Source organism: Simkaniaceae bacterium (assembly GCA_021734805.1).
GTDB lineage: Bacteria > Chlamydiota > Chlamydiia > Chlamydiales > JACRBE01 > Amphritriteisimkania.
In genome coordinates this window covers 17,014-35,911 of the sequence record JAIPIG010000001.1, presented here as the reverse complement: position 1 = coordinate 35,911, position 18,898 = coordinate 17,014, and the positions used below count along the sequence as shown (strand labels likewise).

Annotated in this window: 20 protein-coding genes and 3 tRNA genes; 7 read left to right on the top strand and 16 right to left on the bottom strand. The window is 40.3% G+C overall.

Annotated features, from left to right (window positions below; genetic code table 11):
• Positions 1-57: 57 nt before the first annotated feature.
• A complete protein-coding gene (locus K9M07_00205) occupies positions 58-300 on the bottom strand; it encodes an SWIB/MDM2 domain-containing protein (GenBank protein MCF7851644.1) in 243 nt (80 codons plus the stop codon).
• A 301-nt stretch (positions 301-601) separates the two neighbouring features.
• Between K9M07_00205 and K9M07_00200 the strand changes: the two genes are divergently transcribed.
• Positions 602-687, top strand: a tRNA-Leu gene (locus K9M07_00200).
• 30 nt (positions 688-717) lie between these two features.
• Entirely contained in the window at positions 718-1,392 is a 675-nt protein-coding gene (locus K9M07_00195; GenBank protein MCF7851643.1) for an HAD family phosphatase, read from the top strand.
• A 3-nt stretch (positions 1,393-1,395) separates the two neighbouring features.
• Here K9M07_00195 and K9M07_00190 read toward each other — a convergent pair whose 3' ends face one another.
• Genes K9M07_00190 through raiA form a run of 8 tightly spaced genes read right to left on the bottom strand, consistent with a single transcriptional unit; the run spans position 1,396 to position 8,590 of the window.
• Positions 1,396-2,109 (bottom strand): hypothetical protein, encoded by a 714-nt coding sequence (locus K9M07_00190; protein ID MCF7851642.1) that lies wholly within the window; start codon positions 2,107-2,109, stop codon positions 1,396-1,398.
• 30 nt (positions 2,110-2,139) lie between these two features.
• Positions 2,140-2,970 carry a hypothetical protein gene (locus K9M07_00185; GenBank protein ID MCF7851641.1) on the bottom strand — a complete coding sequence of 277 codons (831 nt, stop codon included), beginning with the start codon at positions 2,968-2,970 and terminating at the stop codon, positions 2,140-2,142.
• On the bottom strand, positions 2,967-3,764 hold the full coding sequence (gloB, locus tag K9M07_00180) for a hydroxyacylglutathione hydrolase (GenBank protein ID MCF7851640.1): 798 nt from the start codon (positions 3,762-3,764) through the stop codon (positions 2,967-2,969). Before gloB ends, K9M07_00185 begins: the two co-directional genes overlap by 4 nt.
• Complete coding sequence (locus tag K9M07_00175) at positions 3,761-5,497, bottom strand: DUF115 domain-containing protein (GenBank protein ID MCF7851639.1); 1,737 nt, start codon at positions 5,495-5,497, stop codon at positions 3,761-3,763. Before K9M07_00175 ends, gloB begins: the two co-directional genes overlap by 4 nt.
• A 4-nt stretch (positions 5,498-5,501) precedes the next feature.
• On the bottom strand, positions 5,502-6,008 hold the full coding sequence (locus K9M07_00170; GenBank protein ID MCF7851638.1) for a hypothetical protein: 507 nt from the start codon (positions 6,006-6,008) through the stop codon (positions 5,502-5,504).
• A gap of 12 nt (positions 6,009-6,020) precedes the next feature.
• Positions 6,021-7,574, bottom strand: a complete 1,554-nt coding sequence (locus K9M07_00165; protein MCF7851637.1) for a DUF115 domain-containing protein — start codon at positions 7,572-7,574, stop codon at positions 6,021-6,023.
• Entirely contained in the window at positions 7,567-8,004 is a 438-nt protein-coding gene (locus K9M07_00160; GenBank protein ID MCF7851636.1) for a type I restriction enzyme HsdR N-terminal domain-containing protein, read from the bottom strand. The genes K9M07_00165 and K9M07_00160 overlap by 8 nt, the downstream gene beginning before the upstream one ends.
• The gene (raiA, locus tag K9M07_00155) at positions 7,982-8,590 is read right to left on the bottom strand and encodes a ribosome-associated translation inhibitor RaiA (protein ID MCF7851635.1); all 609 of its coding nucleotides are present in this window, start codon (positions 8,588-8,590) and stop codon (positions 7,982-7,984) included. Before raiA ends, K9M07_00160 begins: the two co-directional genes overlap by 23 nt.
• Before the next feature lie 253 nt (positions 8,591-8,843).
• Between raiA and K9M07_00150 the strand changes: the two genes are divergently transcribed.
• Both K9M07_00150 and recO read left to right on the top strand, forming a co-directional pair.
• Positions 8,844-8,917, top strand: a tRNA-Arg gene (locus tag K9M07_00150).
• Positions 8,918-9,514 (top strand): DNA repair protein RecO, encoded by a 597-nt coding sequence (gene recO, locus K9M07_00145; protein ID MCF7851634.1) that lies wholly within the window; start codon positions 8,918-8,920, stop codon positions 9,512-9,514.
• 2 nt (positions 9,515-9,516) lie between these two features.
• Here the strand turns inward: recO and K9M07_00140 are convergent, their stop codons facing one another.
• The 4 genes from K9M07_00140 to K9M07_00125 all read right to left on the bottom strand — a co-directional run bounded on the left by K9M07_00140 (position 9,517) and on the right by K9M07_00125 (position 12,915).
• On the bottom strand, positions 9,517-10,296 hold the full coding sequence (locus tag K9M07_00140; protein MCF7851633.1) for a DUF4116 domain-containing protein: 780 nt from the start codon (positions 10,294-10,296) through the stop codon (positions 9,517-9,519).
• Positions 10,297-10,324: 28 nt separating this feature from the next.
• Positions 10,325-10,900, bottom strand: coding sequence for a hypothetical protein (locus tag K9M07_00135; GenBank protein ID MCF7851632.1), 576 nt, complete (start codon positions 10,898-10,900; stop codon positions 10,325-10,327).
• 561 nt (positions 10,901-11,461) lie between these two features.
• Positions 11,462-11,542 (bottom strand) — tRNA-Leu (locus K9M07_00130).
• Between the two features lie 248 nt (positions 11,543-11,790).
• Positions 11,791-12,915 (bottom strand): hypothetical protein, encoded by a 1,125-nt coding sequence (locus K9M07_00125; GenBank protein MCF7851631.1) that lies wholly within the window; start codon positions 12,913-12,915, stop codon positions 11,791-11,793.
• A gap of 30 nt (positions 12,916-12,945) precedes the next feature.
• Between K9M07_00125 and yidD the strand changes: the two genes are divergently transcribed.
• Positions 12,946-13,188: a membrane protein insertion efficiency factor YidD gene (gene yidD, locus K9M07_00120; protein MCF7851630.1), complete on the top strand. Its 243-nt coding sequence runs from the start codon at positions 12,946-12,948 to the stop codon at positions 13,186-13,188.
• Between the two features lie 5 nt (positions 13,189-13,193).
• Here the strand turns inward: yidD and K9M07_00115 are convergent, their stop codons facing one another.
• Entirely contained in the window at positions 13,194-14,387 is a 1,194-nt protein-coding gene (locus K9M07_00115) for a LysM peptidoglycan-binding domain-containing protein (protein ID MCF7851629.1), read from the bottom strand.
• Positions 14,388-14,579: 192 nt separating this feature from the next.
• Here K9M07_00115 and pheT point away from each other — a divergent pair, with 192 nt between their 5' ends.
• Positions 14,580-16,976 carry a phenylalanine--tRNA ligase subunit beta gene (gene pheT / locus K9M07_00110; GenBank protein ID MCF7851628.1) on the top strand — a complete coding sequence of 799 codons (2,397 nt, stop codon included), beginning with the start codon at positions 14,580-14,582 and terminating at the stop codon, positions 16,974-16,976.
• Positions 16,977-16,990: 14 nt separating this feature from the next.
• Here the strand turns inward: pheT and K9M07_00105 are convergent, their stop codons facing one another.
• Positions 16,991-17,395: a type II toxin-antitoxin system death-on-curing family toxin gene (locus K9M07_00105; protein ID MCF7851627.1), complete on the bottom strand. Its 405-nt coding sequence runs from the start codon at positions 17,393-17,395 to the stop codon at positions 16,991-16,993.
• The gene (locus tag K9M07_00100; protein ID MCF7851626.1) at positions 17,392-17,622 is read right to left on the bottom strand and encodes a hypothetical protein; all 231 of its coding nucleotides are present in this window, start codon (positions 17,620-17,622) and stop codon (positions 17,392-17,394) included. The genes K9M07_00105 and K9M07_00100 overlap by 4 nt, the downstream gene beginning before the upstream one ends.
• A gap of 255 nt (positions 17,623-17,877) precedes the next feature.
• On the opposite strand from K9M07_00100, the gene K9M07_00095 reads away from it, so the two are divergent.
• On the top strand, positions 17,878-18,879 hold the full coding sequence (locus K9M07_00095) for a hypothetical protein (GenBank protein ID MCF7851625.1): 1,002 nt from the start codon (positions 17,878-17,880) through the stop codon (positions 18,877-18,879).
• Positions 18,880-18,898 lie beyond the last annotated feature (19 nt).

Below are 18,898 nucleotides of genomic sequence, written 5' to 3'. Positions count from 1 at the left end.
GCCTTCTAAAAGGCAATGCCCCCAACGTGGCTGATTTGATCGGATAGCCGCATCAAATTAAGGTTGTGACCACATGTGCTCGTTAAGTAATTTAGTCATTTCAAACATGTTTACCGACTTGCGTGATTTTCCGAAAACTTTAGCTAGTTTTTCATCAGGAATAATGTTTCTTCTGTTTTTTGGATCTTGACGATCGTGCTTTTTGATATAATCCCAGATTTTTTTTGTCACTTCAGTACGTGGCATGGGGCCCTTTCCAACAACATCCGCTAATTCTTCGCTAAGCTGCATAGGCTGCATAAACTTTGAATTCTTTTTTTTCATAAGGTCGCTCCTTAAGCTCATTTTCTATTGTTTTTAAGTCGTGAGGACTTTGTTTTTCTCCTCTACATGAGAGTCAGTTCTATCTCTATGGCGAATTTAGTGTCAACATTAAATGCGCTGATTGAACCGATGGCTTTCGAGAAAAAGGCCTTCTAAAAAGCGATCAGCGCTAAATTATTGATTTTCACCATTGAGAAAAATATCTCAACCGGTTAAGATATGCTTCGTATTATCTCGACTTCCCCCTTTTTTAAGAAGGTTTTTTTATTTTCTCTATGCCGATGTGGCGGAATTGGTAGACGCGACAGACTCAAACTCTGTTCTTATTCAACTAAGGTGCTGGTTCGAGTCCAGTCATCGGCAATGTATAATGAAATTAAATGACCCCGCGCTATGTTTAACTGGATACAAAATTTTGATTTGCTCTGTTTTGACTTTGATGGACTTTTAGTCAATACCGAAGATCTGCACTACGAAGCCTATAAAATCATGCTCCTGAAGCATGGTTACCACCTCCCCTGGAGCTTTCAACAGTATTGCTTGGAAGCGCACCTCTCAACAGCTATTCTGCGCAATGCAGTATATGGACTCTTTCCCGACCTTGAACAACGTGAACCAAGTTGGGAAACCTTGCGCCAAGAAAAACAAAAAATCTATCAAAATTTGATCGAGCAACACCGTTTAAAACTGATGCCCGGAGTGGGTGATCTTCTCAAAAGACTCCATCAATTCAATGCCAATGCCTGCGTGGTCACAAATTCTACGCATGAGCAGGTAGATCAAATCCGTAAGCTCCTCCCTGAACTTAATCTCATTAAGAATTGGCTTACGCGTGAAGATTATACCCACTCAAAACCCAAACCGGACGGTTATTTGAAAGCGCTACAGCTTTTCTTACGGAAAGGAGGGCGCGCGGTTGGCTTTGAAGATACGATGAAAGGCGTCACCGCACTGATTGGAGCGAATATTCACCCCGTTCTCATCCGTCCCGGCACCTACCCACCTATCTCAATCACAGACGATATTGTTCAATACAAAACCTTCTTAGAGATTGGTTCACTCTCTTGAAGTTTAAAAGGGACGGTATGTTGACCGATAAATTCCCATAACGCGAACATAGACCGCCATCACAAGAACGGCTGCCGCAAAAACGACAAAAGACCAATAAAACTGATATTCGTGATCGGTGACGCTCATTCTTCGCGGTTCAATAAAGCCCTCCTCGCGGAGTTCTCGTTCAGAAACCTCGCGTGTTGAGAGATCAGTTGGAATCTTTTTTAATTCAATCGTCTTAAAAATAAAAAACCGGGTCACTTCCACTTCAATTGTTGATGTTGCAGAGCGCAAATAATAGGTCCTTTCTCCATCGCCTTTTGAAAACGCCGTATAATCGGTAAAAGAGATTTTTTCTCCCACTATACCTGATAAGCTTGGGATTTTTTTGATCATCATCTCTTTAATTTTATCTCTTAAAAAAATGGATTCAAGAGCTAGGGGACGTCCGGATACGCTCCCCTCTATGACTAGTTTTTTTTTATCAAAGAGGTTTTGATCATGCGAATCAGGCAAGTTATTGACATCAATGACTTCCTTAATCAGTCCAAATAGTCTGACTTGCAAGGGTGAAACGGCACGCTTTCCCCATTCGCTGCGGTGATTGAGAAAATATAGGGCATCATGCGCCGTACACCTATACCAGATCGCCGTACACTCAATATAGATCTCCCGAGCCACTTGCGCAAAGAAAACGGGAACAGCACAAACAAGCGAAGAAACTAAATGCATAAAACTCCTCTATTTATGGAGAAGGTTACTTCAATTCATCTGATATAAGTTTAAACATTGATGCGCTTGATTCCAATTAAAATCAACGCGTTTCCCCGATATTCGGTCATAACGCAACTCAATCGTAATAAACGGATGCGTTGTAGGATGATCTAAATCTTCTTCACCTTGTGAATGATGGATTCGAATGATGATCTCGCGATTCATCCAAGAACTCACCCCATTCTGAGAAGAAGAGGCTTCAAAAAATTGCGTAAAAGGTTTTTTTTCTAACACATCCGGATCATCACGATAATATTGCATAAGATATTTAACCGCTTCATAGGGCTTATCTTCTGCTCCATTAACATAAAAATCGACTTCAGCACCCATCATGTGTTTTGAAATTTTTTTCTCGCTTGAATGTGTTGCATAAGCTTGATGCAAAGGACAGCGATGGGCACAGACCACAACAACCTGCCGCTTCATTTGAGCCTGAACATAGTTGAGCAAGTTGAGCAAAATAGGATAGACAAATTCATCGCGGTCTTGAATGGGTAAACTATGAGTCTCTATCCCGCCGCAATCCCTAAAGACCTTATCCCCTAAAACAATATCTGAATGTGAATGCGATCCTTTGCATCGAAAAAATTCTTTTGTAATAGCAGGAAAATCCCCTACAAGCCTTTCTTCCCATGGATAGCGTTCGCGCAAACGAGAATGGCCCGGCTCAACCGTAATGCAGGTTTCGTCACTCAGGCGATAAATAGGTTCATCGATGGCGTTGGCTTTACAGATTTTTTCTTTTTCCGATTTTTCAAGGCCGCGACAGCCAACGAATATCAATGCAATAATGACAATGTGTGTGAAGATAAATCTCATTTAAACGAGCTTTTTAATTCCCTTAATTTTGCTAAAACTTCCACATCCGTGGCATCTAAAAGGTTCATTTTTTTCCGAATCGAAGGACGACTTGTACAAAGAAAAGGATTTGTCTTAAGTTCAATCTCCATTGTCGAAGGAATTGATTCCTGCCCAAACTCAGTGATCTCTCGGATACGCTTTAAAATCTCATCATTGTCCGGATCTATCTCCCGGGCAAATTCTAAGTTACTCATCGTATAATCATGCCCACAAAAAATAAACGTATCTTTAGGCAATGCAGCTAGCTTTTGCAAAGATTCAAACATGATTTGTGCCGTCCCTTCAAAAATCTTTCCGCAGCCTCCGGTAAACAGCGTATCCCCGGAAAAAAGAATCTTATAATCGGGAATATAAAAACAAATGTGATCCAGCGTATGCCCCGGGGTAGCAATCACCTGAATCAATAAAGGACCGACAATAATCTCTTCCCCATCCGAAACAACTTGATCGACAGATTCAATATGAACATCAGAGGGGCCAATGACCCTACACCCCGTTTTCTCTTTGATTTCTTGATTACCACCGACATGATCTGCATGATGATGCGTATTGAGAATCGCTTTAAGCTCTAGCTTCTCTTCTTCGAGCCTTTCGAGAACGGGTTTAGAGACGCTCGGATCAACAACGAGAGCTTGATCCCCCCAACTCAATAAATAAATATAATTATCTTCTAAAGCCGGAATTAAGTGGACCCTGATCGCTTGATCACCAATGCTTGCTTCCCATACTCGTACTGCAGCTTGCTTATTCATAATATTCCCATATACTCGACTTTGTAAATCTTGATATACTCTAAGACGATTTTTTGCATAAGCTTGTATTTTTTTTCTTCACAATCAAGAGCATACTCTTTTTGTGTTTCTTCTGAAGCAAAAAAATCAAGTCTATTTGAAGCTCTCTTAATCCGATTCAAAACAAGAGGTTCGATGCCTTGCATTAAATTTTGAAAAGCAAACTCTTCTCTCATATCCATTTGAAATAAGATGAGTTTTGGGTGATCCATTCTTTTTTCTTTTTGAATGAGTAGGATCATTTCGCAGAGCTTTGCTTCAATCTGTTTTAGACTTGTATAGAGTTTTTCTAACACTTGATCGACGATTTCATTTTTTTCTATTCCAATTTGGGCTACTTCAATTTCCGTATGAACCCATCCCCTCAAGTCATATTCTTTATTTAAATACCGATCTATTGCTTTTTCTAAAGGGATATGATGAAGGCCTTTAATCTTTAATCCTTTCTTTGAGCAGTTCACAATCGGCTTTGATTGCTTTGCAGATTTGGATGCAATCCAATCTGCCTCCATTAACCATTTAACAGCCGTTTTTACTAAACGACCATCAATTCCTTCGCGCAAAAAAACCTGCCCATTAGATCGACCACTTGTTGCACTCGCAGCTTGAGCATTCATTGCCTCATCGAGCACACCTTCGGCATAGAGTTTATCATCGGCATAGGACAAATCAACACCACATAAAATAATGGGATAACAGCCCAATGCAATTGCGTATGCAATCGCTAGAGTGGTGACAGACATCCCATTCAGATCAACTTCTTCTTCAAGTTCAACTCCTTGAAGCGAAAGCTTCTCTTCTATCAGCCGCTCTGAAGCCCCCCCACTGAGTGTTTGCACATAACCCGTGGGACCGTTGAGCGAGGCAAAAATTTTAGGAAAAACGCGCGAAGCAAATAAAATCGGCACCTCAAACGCGCCATTATTTTTAACCAAATCCCATTCTGTGGAATTAGGATCAACTGCGAGCGCAAAATGGGGAAGTAACCCCAAATGGGTGAGCGCCGCTATCCCCGATCCCCCCGCAAAAATCAGAGCCTTATCTTCTATCGCATGAAAATGCTCTTTGATTTCAGCTAATGAAGGCCCCCCTCCACAAATAATGGCAGGAATCTTTTCAAACTGCCCCTTGAGTCGATTAGCAAAAAAACCTTGGGGAATCCGTCGATAATTGACGATTAAATTAGCAAATAGTTGATGGTGATACAGTGTTTCATTCTGCATCGCATTGAGTGTCGTTGCAGCACGCAATAGATTCATTCTTAAAATTTCAAACCGAGCCGTTTTCTCATAGGAAGGAGTAGCTAACACAGCTATTTTATCCGATGGAAACTGATGGATCGCTTCCCTCACGATCTCCTCTAGCTCTTTGCCGGGCATCAGAGCCATGAGATGCGTGCGAGGGTGATAAAAAATGGCATCAAAGCGCCCTTCGTTTTCAAGACGTAAAATCGCATGAAGATCATCTTCAATGAAGATTAACTCCCTCAATCGACTCGCCTCTAACCATGTGAATAATTGATCAAAATAGTGCCCCCTCCCTACCCCATAGATAAATATCGTATCATATTGATCCAAGGCATCACAATTCACTTCAACCGCTTCATCACCGCCTTCGCTTTTAATTTTGGACGGGGGCGAAAATCGCATTAAAAATGATAACCCGGGATACCTTTGATCTAATAATCGCCCCATATTTTTAGATCTGTTCCCTATGTTCATTAAAAATCATATTGTCCCCGATGCGCTTGCCATAATGATACTCCACCTTTCGCTTCACTTCTCCCGAAGGATAATACAAAATAGAAAGGCCGTGTAACCGGCCATGTTGATATTCGATTTCACTTTTTAACGCGCCGCTGCGATACCAATACAGTTGTTTGAGATGCCGCTCCCCTTCTTTCCATTTTTCGCGAGCATAAGGAGCTCCTAGAGAATAAAACATTTCACTAACGCCCACCTTTTTCCCGCCAAAATAATAGCTTCGAGAGATGAGCTGCCCTGATTTGGTATAAAACTCACTGGGACCATATAATTGATGATTCTCATAGAGCAGGCGCCCCTTGAGTTCATTTGTAGGATAAAATAAACGTTTTTCTTTTAATTGTTGGATATCGTGTTGTTTATGAATATAAATTTCAAGCTCCTCATCAATGAGAATAAATGACTCCAAATCAAAATGAACTTGGTACGATTGTCTTAACAAAAAAACACTCTTTTAAAAGGATCGTATGACTCTTGAAATAAGGTCTTTGTAAAACCCGATTTCACAGACCTTTGATTTTATCTGATCTAAATCAAAAGGTTGAACTTCATTTTTATCCGATGCTTGATCAAGCAAATACTTCCATTGATCCCACATTGGTCGTAAGTAATGAGCGTAACAAATCTCTTCTTTTAATTCGATGTCATGTAATGTAAAAAGAGGTGAAAATTGTGGTTTACCCACCTTGATCATCGATTTTAAGGTCTCTAAAATCAGATCACATTTGACAAGCGCTCTATCAAAACTCACCTTAAGAATCAAAGGATCAAAATCAACCGGCTGCTGAGTCAGCGGGCACTTTTCTTTTTTCATCACAGGCAGATCTCTACTCCAAATCTTGAGGCCTTGAACTTCAAGTCCAAGCGTCCCCAGTTGATAGAAATCGATATCGGATTTCTCTTGAATTAGGCGTTCTATCCACTGTATTGACATGAGAAAATCCCGTTTTGTTTTGACAATGTCCCCCTGCCGATCGCGCACCTCTATACACTTCATATTATCGAGATGAGGAACCGATTCGGCATATTTCTCCTCTTTCCGATAGCAGTGATCTTGACCTGCGAAAATAATCGGATAACACCCCAAATAGACGGCAATATTTGTTAGAAAATTAGAGACATTCCACCCCGCTTCAAAAAAATGGCTGATACCGAGATGGCGATAAAGCCATGTTTGTAAAGGATATCCCTCTCCAACACCTGACCAAACGCAGGGTTGTTGAACTCGCCGCATCATGTCGGAAGCAGCTCGATCTTGATAAAACACCATTGAGACATCGCGCGTCACATCTTCGATCTGATGACTGACAAAAAGAGGATCAATCACCCCACCGAAATCAGCCCTGATTGAAACGCTTTTCAGCATTTCAAGTGCCCTCACTCCTGCAAAAAGATACGCCCTTGAACTTAGCTGCGCAATCGCTTCATATTGATCTTTGAGAGAGGGTCCTGCACCACAAATGAGCGCCGGTTTTCCTTTCAAGCATCCCTTCATTGGCTTTAAAAGATAAAGCGCATCTTTAAACAAAGAGAGATTATCCATCACATTGCTCAAAACGGTCATGCCTTTATCTTGCCCATCTACTAAAGAAAGCTCCACCCCCTCCTTAAAGAAGTAAAGCTTCTTTTTGATGGCATCTCCATCAGGGCGCAAAGAGACAAACTGCATGGATCGAAAGGCTATATTCCAACTGAGGCGCTTTAAATCCTCTTCTTGATTTGCCGCATAACAATGTACTCTTGGATGCTCTAAACAAAGGGCATTGCTCTTCTCATTCAAAAAATCATCCCAAGCATGATCAATCAAATACAGTTGATGATTTAAGTCACAACTCAACCAAGGCAAAAGAGATACAATCGCTTGAGGATGGGCTCCATAGATGCAAAGATGTTGAAAGCCTTTGATTGGGATTTGATCGGAAATAAAAGCGGTAGCTTTGGAATGTGTTAGCGTGATTTGCAACGCTAAGCCGGGATTTTTTTCTCTTAACAACTCAATATTAGACATGATCAAACCATTTTACCAAGCTTGCAAAAGGGGGCAACCCTGCCGAAAACACCCATTGATGTTTCTTCACATCATACCTTCCCATTCTCACTTCATACCGCCCGGCAATCGCAATGAATGGGGCTATGACATGTGTGTTATATCCGATCACCTGATTTTCAGTCGCCTCATTGAGGATTTCAGCTTTACATTCAATCAGTAGCAGTGGAGATCCGCTAGGATGATAGCAAATAATATCAAAACGGCGATTGACGCGTTTTGTTTTTAGGCCTTGGATTCCCCTCTCTATAGCAATAAGGCTTTTGGGATAACCACCTTGGTCGGTCATTACCCTCAAAAGCCCCTGTCTTACACACTCTTCCGGTGTCGCAATCACCCATTTTTTTCGAAAGGGATCAAACAGTTGATTATTCCGGTTGGAGGAGTCCATAGCTCTGATCGCGTCGTCGGTAGACAACTTTGAGTTTTTGGTCTTCTTCACTGCGATAGACTAAGAAGTTATCTGCAGATAGCTCCATTTTCATCAGTGCTTCTTCAAGTTTTAATGTTTTTAAAGACCGCGTTTTTGTTTTAACAATAGAAGGAGGAGCCAGTAAAGATTCTGCTTCACTGATATTTTCATCTTCGATGGCATCATTAATCGCATCTAAATAGGTCTCTGTCTTTGCAAAGACATCAACAGGGACGGAAATGATCTCCTTTTGTCGATTGTGATGATCCTGGATCTTTGTTTTCCACTTATAGAGTTTTCTTTGAAGCTTTTCAACAGCCCGATCCACTGACAAATACAAGTCGTGCGTCATAGCGTGAGCCTGAACGTTGAAATGAGAAAATTTCATGACAATATTGACTATATGATCCAGTTTTTGCACTTCAATTCGAACGTGAACATCGATAATATTGTTGGTTAATCGCTCGACCTTAGCTAATTTATTTTGAATATAAGTTTTAATCGCTTCACTTATTTCATGATTTTTACTGACAATATGAATGGCATATTCTTGATGGTTTTCCATAGCTTTGTTCCTCACAGTGCTGTTCTTACCGTTGTCTTTTGCAAAAAGCTGCAAAGTCGAGTTGTATCTAAGAGAACCGATTATACTCAACAGAATCTCCCCTATTTATGGAGGAGATTTTCTAAAGGATTATAGAGTCTCGAGAAAAAAAAGCAACTAAGAAAAAGAGAGAGGCTTCCGTTCAATTTACTTTAGTATAAACCGCATTTGCTATAAACTAGTGAGACCGGTTTATACCGGATCAAAAAAATGGGCACCGATAGCTCAATTGGATAGAGCACCCGGCTTCGGACCGGGCGGTTAGGGGTTCGAATCCCTTTCGGTGCGTTGACTATTCACCACAGCTGCAGCATGATCAATGAAGAAGGTATTGTCCTTAAATCAATTGACTTCCGAGATCACCAAAAAATTATCACTCTCTATACACCCCAATTGGGCATTATTTCTGCAATTGTTAAAAATCTAAGTCAAAAAAAGCTCCAAGAGCACAGTCTTTGCTCTCCTTTAGTGCGAGCTCAATATATTTTAAAGAAAGGTCGATCGGAATGCTATGGGCTCATCGAAGGCTCGGTTATTGATCTCCATTTAGAATTAAGGCGCTCTCTCGCAGTTCTCACAATCTCCCTCAATATGATTAAAACCATTTCCCAAACTCAGTTGCCCGGGAAACCCTCACAGGAACTCTATCAACTGCTTAAAGTTTACCTCAAAGAACTAAAAAAAAATCCCTACGCTAATCAACTACTGATGAGCTTTTACTTAAAACTATTAAAATACGAAGGGGTTTTTATTGAAGAAGCCATCCCATCCTCCCTAAAATATCTTGCCCACATCCAACACTTCGATGAAATTCAAGAGAGAACTATCTCTGAAGAAGATGAATTGATCGTCAAAAACTTGATGCTCTGTTACCAAAACGCTTGAGCTTATACCTCATGAGCCCTAATCTCATACTTCCCACTATCCGAGACGCCGACTCCGCCATCTTCATACTCATAGGGTGCAGTATTTCCATGGGATATGAGAACCTCTATTGTACCCTTCTCTTTCGTTATCCAATCCTTATGAGAAGAAAAGGTTTCCCATATTCTTTTTTGATCATCGGTTAAAAATCGTGCATGAGAATTGTGTGCATTTCGAAACCGGACAAACGTCCCTTCCAAGACTTGTCCTATAAATGTTTGGATCGCCTCTTTCATGCTCGGATCGCGGTAATGCAGTGCAGAATATGTCAAAATCGCTTCAGGAACCGGTGATAATAAATCTGATGCGAAGTATAATTCGCTCCCATTCTTCTTGACTGCAGCTAATACAACTTCCTTATCCGATAGAAACCCCCGTGGCGAGTCATAAAGAGAAAACGGATGAGAAAGCAATGCAGCTTTTTTTTCCTGATAGTCCTCTAATATTGGAGTAATGCGATCTACGGTAATGATGTCAGGAATAGTTGGGGCCGCTTCCGCGCTAAATAAAGAAGTAAAAAGCTCTGTTATTTTAGAGGTAGAGGCTGTCGAGACTGAAAATTTCTCTCTGAACAGCTCTTTATCGAGATAAGCCGGTTCGCCACTAACATCAATGCGGATGTATTTGTGTAATTCACCGGATGCAGCCTCTGATGAGCTCGTTTTGACTTCGGCAATCATCCGGCTATCTTTATAAAACTGAAGCGATTGATGGTCAGGCGAAAACCGAGGCTCTATAGACATCGCTTCTCCTTAGCAAATAAGTGGAAGGCTAAAATTCAATATCATCAAAAGAGGGTTGAATGAGAACATTGATCTCTTCATACAGCTCATTGATCTTATGATTGAGATCTTTGCCTTTTGCCATCAATGACTCGGCGGCCCTTTGATATAATTTACTATGTTCGTCACTTTTAATCCCGGGAATAAACTTGAGAACATCAATTTGAAAGCGAGAAATATCCGCTTTGAGAGCATCCCCTTTTGATGTGGTGACTTCATTTAATTGATGAGAGAGCCCCTCAAATGAATTTTGATAGTCGGCATCTAAGTAAATAAGAGATTCTTCAACCAGCTTATGCTGCATTTGAGCCATGAGCCTTAAGCGATCTTCATCATTATCGCATCCAATGACTTTTTCATTGAGATCATGCAAATGATCTTTCAACTCAAGGTTTTTTATGGTATTGATTGAATCTGAAACAAAATCGTGAATGGAATTGATATCATTGTTTTTAGTCATCAATGCATTGCCGAGTAGCACCAAATCGTTATTGATGCTGCGAATATAAGAATAATGTTCATCTATAGGTTCCGGCTGAGCTAAATTTTCAGCTGTGTTCTCCATCTTCTACCTCAAAATGGGACAATTGCAAAAAAACGAATAAAAAAATAAATATTACACGCTAATAATCCGCGTATATTAAATTATTCATTTAAAAGATAGAGATTTTTATAAAATTTTATTTATAACGAAACAACCTAGTGCCTGGTCGCATTATCTCGAGTGATTAAAAAATCACCCGGTATAAAAATTTAGAAGCAAGAAAAAGCTAAAAACCGCATATGTCGATCTTTGGTCGTAAATTTTATAAACTTTTCACGACCGAAAACATACAATTGTTATTTATACCGAAATGAGTTGAAGAGTTGGGGTTTTAGCAAAGATGGCGCTTTGAATTTTTATTAGGCTTTAGCCGACATAATTTTTTGATCCTATTGGAGATAGCTCAAAAAATTATGAATAAAAAGTCGAAGATGCCAGCGAAGATAAAAACCAACTCTTCAATTTATTTCGGTATATACTCATTGAAAATTGAGTTGATATGAGAAAGGCCATTGCCTGACCTTTATAGAAAAGCATTTTTTTCTTCTTAGCTTTGCAATTTCCTCTGGATGAAAAAAAAGATGCGGAAGGGGGGACTTGAACCCCCACGAGTTACCCCGCTACCACCTCAAAGTAGTGCGTCTGCCATTCCGCCACTTCCGCATTTGAAGTAGGCTGCTGTAACTTCCCTGTTTAAGCGGGTAGCTCCAAGCGGCCCGGACGATGTGATAGCTAATATTCATTAACTACCAAAAAATCTCCTCTGTTTATGGAGGATTTTTTTTAACGACGAATGAGGCTCAGATCATACAAAAAGGACCTTTTTGCTGCAAGTAGGAATATACCGAAATACAGGGCATTTTCTTCAATTCACTTCTTTTGAGCGCCATCCAACCGGAATGAGTATATTATTAATAATCCTTCAAAATTTCATCCTTGAGAAGCTGTGTAAACGCCTCAGTTGAAAATTTTTGTGCTTGTTCGCTAAGCAAAAATTTTTGAATATTAAAGAGATATTGTTCGTATTGTTCTTGCGGCATCGACTCTAAAAATTGCATCAATGCATCAATGGAAGCAAATGTGCGCAAATCGATGAAACAGCTAGATGGAATTTCATCTGCAATATTACTTGCCCCTTCATAAATGGGAACCGTTAATGCGCTAAACGCATCAAAAATTTTCTCGGTAATATAGCCGCGCACATTGCCCATATTTTCTAAACAAAATGTGAAGCGATAGTGCTTCATTGTTTCTATTTTATCGGGGACCGATCCTCGATAGGATTTAAAATATTCACTGTCCCAACCATGTCCATAGAGATGAAAATCCGGGCGGTGATCCAGAGACTGAATGATTTGATTGCGTTTACTATAGAGTTCATCCGGGTGCGAGGAGTGCTTATTGGCAACCACCATGCAGACAAGTGATTTATTTGAAAAAGAAACAGGTTCATCAATCGCCGGCTTTAAAACGGGATAATAAAATTTAAAAAAAGTCTTGTTGTCAACGAGATCGTCATTCCAAGTGAAAATTTTACGAAAAGATTCTTTTACTTTTTCTTGATATTGATGCTCGATGACCGTCGGGGGTTCGATCAAAAATAAAATCATCTTTCTTTTAGGTAGATTAAAGAACTTTCGCGAATGAATAAAGTGAGGCATCCCCCAGGCAATAATGAGATCCGTAGACGCTTTCAATTGTGTCCAAGGCATCAAGCGCAAAAGCTTATGCCGCTTTTTAGGGACATCTGACAAATCGGTAAAATTTAAATCCCCTCCCTTTTTGATGACATCTTGATAAAAAATGCTCCAAGCGCGATCCCAGCCCGAACGCATGGGATCCACTTGCTCTTGAGGACTTAAAAATTGATAGTGCATATCTTCTTCACAAGAAGGGACAATTTCAATCGCAAGAGAAGAGGCATGTAGTCCACGACAAGATATCAATAAGAGCGATAAAAATGTAATCACCTTACAGAAATATTGAATGGTGGTTTTTATTTGCTTAGTTTCGATTAACTCTTTAAAATAGATCATTGGACATTCCCTTCTCAAAGCAGATTATCTATGGCGCAATTCCTAACTTTAATTATCAGAGGCTACCAAAAGTGGATCTCCCCTCTTTTAGGAAGACGTTGTCGCTTTTATCCCACTTGCTCTCAATACGCCTTAGACGCTCTTAAAATTCATGGTTTAAGACACGGCCTTTACCTTACCATAAAACGCCTTTTAAAATGCCACCCTTGGCATCCGGGCGGTGTCGATTTTGTGATCCCAAAGCGGCGGCGCAAATATAACGAAATAGAGTAAAGAACTCACTTTTCGGGAATGCATAATTTCATCCCGACATCGAGTTTTTTAGATGAAAGTTGATTGGTTTCAATAATGTCATCCACGCTCACTTTATACTTTTTTGCAATGAGCCACAAAGAATCCCCCGGCTTGACTGTGTATTCATTCATCGAGCGCGTTGGTAAAGCGGTCTCTTTTGTTTTATGCGAAGCCATACGGGGGAAAAAATGCTGTAGCGCCATTTGATGTTGATAAGGTTCAGGTGGCCTTTCCCCTAATAATTCATATAACTTCTTCCCGGCAGCTTCCCTTACCGTATCAGTGCGAATCGATAGGATCATTTTTCGCAAAAACTGATCGACTGAATCGTTATGGTCATTGATTCTAGCTATAAGATCGACTAAAAGTGCATCATCGATACGGCGGATCACATCCTCGCGATGATCCTCGATCATCACTTGAAATAATTTAGCTGACTTGAATTTTAAGAACTGAAAGATAAATGCATCAAAAATTCTCGGAGAAAAATCAATACTGACTTGCTGAGCAAAAACAAATTTTTCAATAAACTCCCATTCTCCATCGAGAAGAATATCAATCAGCAATTCGTTAGTTAAATCATACCCGGATCTTGCAAATAGGGTATGGATAATGCGAAAGCAATCAGACAAGGCAAACGCATCATAAAGAGAGTGCTCTCTCTTTTTTTGCGTTAATAATTCATAAAATAACCCCCTTGCAGTCAGGGGCCATTTTTCTTGTTTGACAAAAGCTAAAATAGCCGCAAAGTGTTCTTCTTTCAGCCCGGGATACAGATGAAATTGAACGTGCTCATTACCTGCGGAGCGCACAAAATGAATTTTCCTCTTTTGAAGCTCCATACCTTGCAGCGCTCGTTCAATATCTAAGTCGTAAAAATCGACAAGGCAAGTCAGTGCGATATCTCGTTTTTTTAAACCGTCTTGAATTGGAGATACATCGCGAAGCAAATCGAGAAGTTGAAAAAAAGAGAGTCCAAAAAAACCCTCAATGAGCTCAGCATAACTCATGAGTTTGGGTTTATCTTTGAGAGGCGTTTTTGCAATAGGCTGTTGATCTTTTGGACGGGAGTGCATTGCTCTTGCCCCAAGAGCAACAATCAAACCGATATTGAGCGCAATGCTTAGCACTAAAATTTGCGTTACGATTTTTAATCTTTTATTTGAATCTCTTTCCATGCTGCACAATAATTTGGGAATTTGAAGAGGTAGGTTAATCAAATTATTTAATACTGCTCTTTTTTAGTCGACTCTTTTCATCCTGTTGATGAGATGGGAATCTCGCTCCTCTTCTTATTTGCCTTTTTTTTCTCGAGCCTCTACAATTCCGGCAATAGGATCATAGAAAATCTTTTTCTAAAAGGACACACCATGCGCGTTTTAACCTCTTGGCTCAAAGAATACATCTCTTTCGACCTTTCTATTAATGACCTCAGCAATCTCCTCACTCTAGGAGGACTTGAAGTTGAGGGAGTCGAAAACGCCCATTTTTCTTTTAAAGACGTTAAAATAGCCAAAGTACAGCAAGTCACTCCTCATCCCGATGCACAGCGCCTCCATATTGCTAAAGTCTTTGATGGAACGGAGCTCCATACGGTTGTATGCGGCGCAGCAAATTGCCGCGAAGGCCTGATTGTTGCCTTTGCACCGATTGGGGCCATCCTCCAAGGCCCTGATGCAAAACCCTTTAAAATTTCTAAAGCACGCTTAAGAGGCGTCGAATCTTACGGAATGCTTTGTTCTGAAGAGGAATTAAAACTCTCATCTCAGCCTTCAGACGGCATTATGGAATTGCCTTCTGATGCCCCCATTGGAGAACACCTGGCTCGTTACCTCTATGATCCTATCTTAGAAGTGAGTTTAACGCCTAATTTAGGCCATGCAGCCTCCATGATCGGCATTGCAAGAGAGCTCTCTGCCCAACTCAACACCCCCTACCAACTACCCAAGAGGGCGATTGAAAAAACCACTGCATCCGATGCGCTTTCAAAAGTTTTTATTCATGTCGATGATGCTCAAGATTGCTCTCAATATCGCATGCGCATGATTGAAAACATTAAGGTCGAACCTTCTCCTTCATGGTTAAAATCGCGTCTTGAACAATCGGGAATCAAATCGATTAATAACATTGTAGATGCACTGAATTACGTCATGCTGGAGCTTGGCCAGCCAATGCATGCTTTTGACTTTGATAAACTCGAGCATAAAAAGATTTCAGTTAAAAAAAATCCTTCTGAAACTAAGCTTAAAACGCTTGATGGCCAAGAAAGACGCATCCCTGCCGGAACGCTCCTTATTTATGACGGAGAAACGCCTATTGCAGTAGCCGGAGTGATCGGAGGAGATGATTCGGCTATTTCTGATCAAACAACCACAGTGATCATTGAATCGGCCCATTTTAACCCATCTGAAATCCGCCGCTCTACAAAAAAAATCGGCACGCATTCCGATTCTTCTTATCGATTTGAACGGGGAATTGATCCTTGTGGCGTCCAAAGAGCCCTCGATCAAACCGTGGCTCTCATTTGTGAGCTGACAGGCGCAACCCCCTCTAAAAATACCCTAGCCATTGAAAAAACAGCCTTTAAGCCCCACTCGATTCACTTCCGGATCTCTGAAATAGAGCGCATCATTGGCATTCAATTGAGCCAAAACGAAGTCATTGCTCTTTTCAAACGACTTGAATGTCAGATTAAAACTTCTCACAATGAAAGTTTAACGATCACTCCCCCCTCTTACCGCAATGATATACGTCACGAAATTGACCTTCTCGAGGAGGTTTGCCGCCTCTTTGGATTCAATAATATCAAACGAGAAGAATGCCGCTTCTCACTCTCCTCAATAGGGCATCATCCAAGATTCCTTTTAGAGAGAAAAATTAAGGCCAAGTTGATGCAGGAAGGGTTGCAAGAATTTTTAACCTGCAATCTCATTTCACCGAAGCTCGCACACGTTGGCCTGGATCAAACGTTGAAAAAAGAGAATTTGATTTCAGTTCTGCATGCAAAATCAATCGACCAATCGATCTTGCGCGCGAGTTTTTTACCGGGCCTATTAGAAACGCTTAAACACAATCAAAATAGACAAATCTTCGATATTCAAGCCTTTGAAATGGGGGCACTTCATTTTCATGAAAATGACAACTATTTTGAAAAACACGCCCTAGCCATCCTTTTGTCGGGGAAACGTCGCCCTTATCATTTTTCCGATAAGCCAATGGATGTGGATTTCTTTGATTTAAAAGGTCATGTAGAAAATCTTTTCATTGGTCTCTGCTTATCCAATATTGATTTCAAACGCTCCCATTTTTATGCTTTTCATCCGGGCCGTCAATGTGAAATTATCTTAGACAATGAAACAATTGGAGTCTTAGGAGAAGTCCATCCTAATGAATGCCGAAAACTATCGTTAGATCCGAAAAAACGAGTTCTCTACGCTCAAATCGATCTCGATAAACTTTTACAACTCGATTTAGATTCAACCACGTTCGAATCCATCCCCCAATATCCCGGCTCACAACGCGATTTGACGCTCACTCTTAGCGACAATATATCCATCCATGCACTCTACGATAAGATTGCTCAAGGCAATTCACCCCTTCTCAAAAACATTGAACTCATTGATGTTTTTAAAGATGAGCAAAAAGTTGGCCTTGGAAAGCAAAATATGACCCTCCGCTTTACTTATCGGGATGATACGGGAACACTAGAAATGAAACAAGTGGATGAAGAACATGCCAAAATCATCCAAAATCTCGCTTCCATTTGAATATTGGGCATTTTTTAATCAGAATCTTTTATTTTTTTGTGTTGCGAATTGCGAAAAAATTTAGCTATTTCTTTTTTTGTTACTTCTCCTTGAGCAACTCTCAGAATGAGTTCTTGATATTCTTCATTAAAAATAGTAAATCCTTTTTTACAATTTGAAGCAAAGAAAACCATTGCTGCCATTGATGCAGTACGCTTGTTGCCATCTACAAAAGGGTGGTTTTGAATAATATGAAAAAGATATGCCGCAGTTTTATCAAAAATCGTTCGATGTAAATCTTTCTTATTGAAACGTGCTTTGGGCATTTCTAAAGCGGATCTTAAAAGACCTTCATTTAAAACCCCCGTTCTTCCACCGTATTCACTAACTAAATGATCATGAATTTCAACAACATATTGATAAGTAATGTAATGAATCACAAATCCGCCAAATTCTGCATAAGTTTTTTATGTTTTTTATTGAGTTCTTTGAATTTTTCACGAAATTCATCGAGATTAGTATCTGTGACTGACTGAATAACTAATCCGCCACTAGGGTTTACTGAAATTTGAAATACGGCATCTTCTGGAATTCCCGCAGCTTCTAAAATAGCCTTATCTACCACTATCGCACGGCTATTACCATGCTTAATTAAGCGTTTTAACATAAAAAAGCCCTCCCTTCTGTATTCACAATGTTACTACGAGAAGCGAATTAGTGCTAGATTTTTTTATAAGTCATTGGTTTTCAGAACAAATTGCAAAAGAAAAATCTTTATTAAACGGCAATTATTAGCCCCCGATTTTTTCCTCGGAAAAAATCGAGGGCTAATAATTGCCGTTGGATTTACTTTCTGATTGTAAAAAAGATCCAATTAAGTAATGTTAATACTCAGTACTGATTAATATTAAGGGAGTTTTTCATGTGGTATCGAGATATTTTCCTCCTATCTTGTATTGCCCTTGCGACCGTTGCTTGTGATAACCGCGCCCATCAAAGTGGAGATGAAGTCATTGCAGTGCGTTGCATTCATAAATATGGATATGATGTCCCAAAAGATGAGTGGGAAGCTCATCATTATCCGGGCAAAATCATTGCGACACATCGCAATGGTGTCACTGTTTCAACCCATTATGAAGATGGATTAATGCACGGGGAGCGGGCCCGCACCTATCCGCATAGCCAAACTGTGGAAATGAAAGATTTGTTTGAAAGGGGTACCCTTGTCAAGAAAACGACATATGATCTCAGAGGGATCCCGTCTACAGAAACACACTACCTATCCCCCACTCACACAAAAACAATTTCATGGTATAGCTCCGGAACCCCTAAATCAACCGAAGAATATGTCAACGGCAATTTAACCACCGCCACATACTACAATGCGGCAAATGAAGTTGAATCGACCATTGAAAATGGTTCCGGAACCCTGACTCAAAGAGATGGTCATGGCGAATTGAAGTCACGCGTTGTCTATGACAACTTTGCAATCGTTCAAAAAGAATACTTCTCTAAAAATGAAATCCCTTCTATTTCAGAGTTTTATAAAGATGGCCTTCTCAACGGCCCTCGCCTCGTTTATTCTGAATACGGATCTCCCATTTCCAGCGAACAATATAAAGACGGTCTTCTCAATGGAGCCTGTACCTATTACCAAAATGGGTATAAATACCTGGAAATCCCATTCTTAGATGGACAAAAAAATGGTATCGAGCGCCATTTTATCGATGGCGAAGAGCTTGCTGAAGAGACGGAATGGCATGATAATATTAAGCATGGGCCTTCAGTCATTTTCTATGATGGCGTACCTACCACAACATGGTACTACAACAACGAAAAAGTGAGCCGCATGAAATATGAAGAGTTATGCCGTCGAGAAGACGAAATCATGCGAATCAATGACCGCGGCACCATTTGGAAATAGCCAATACAATCCCGCGTGC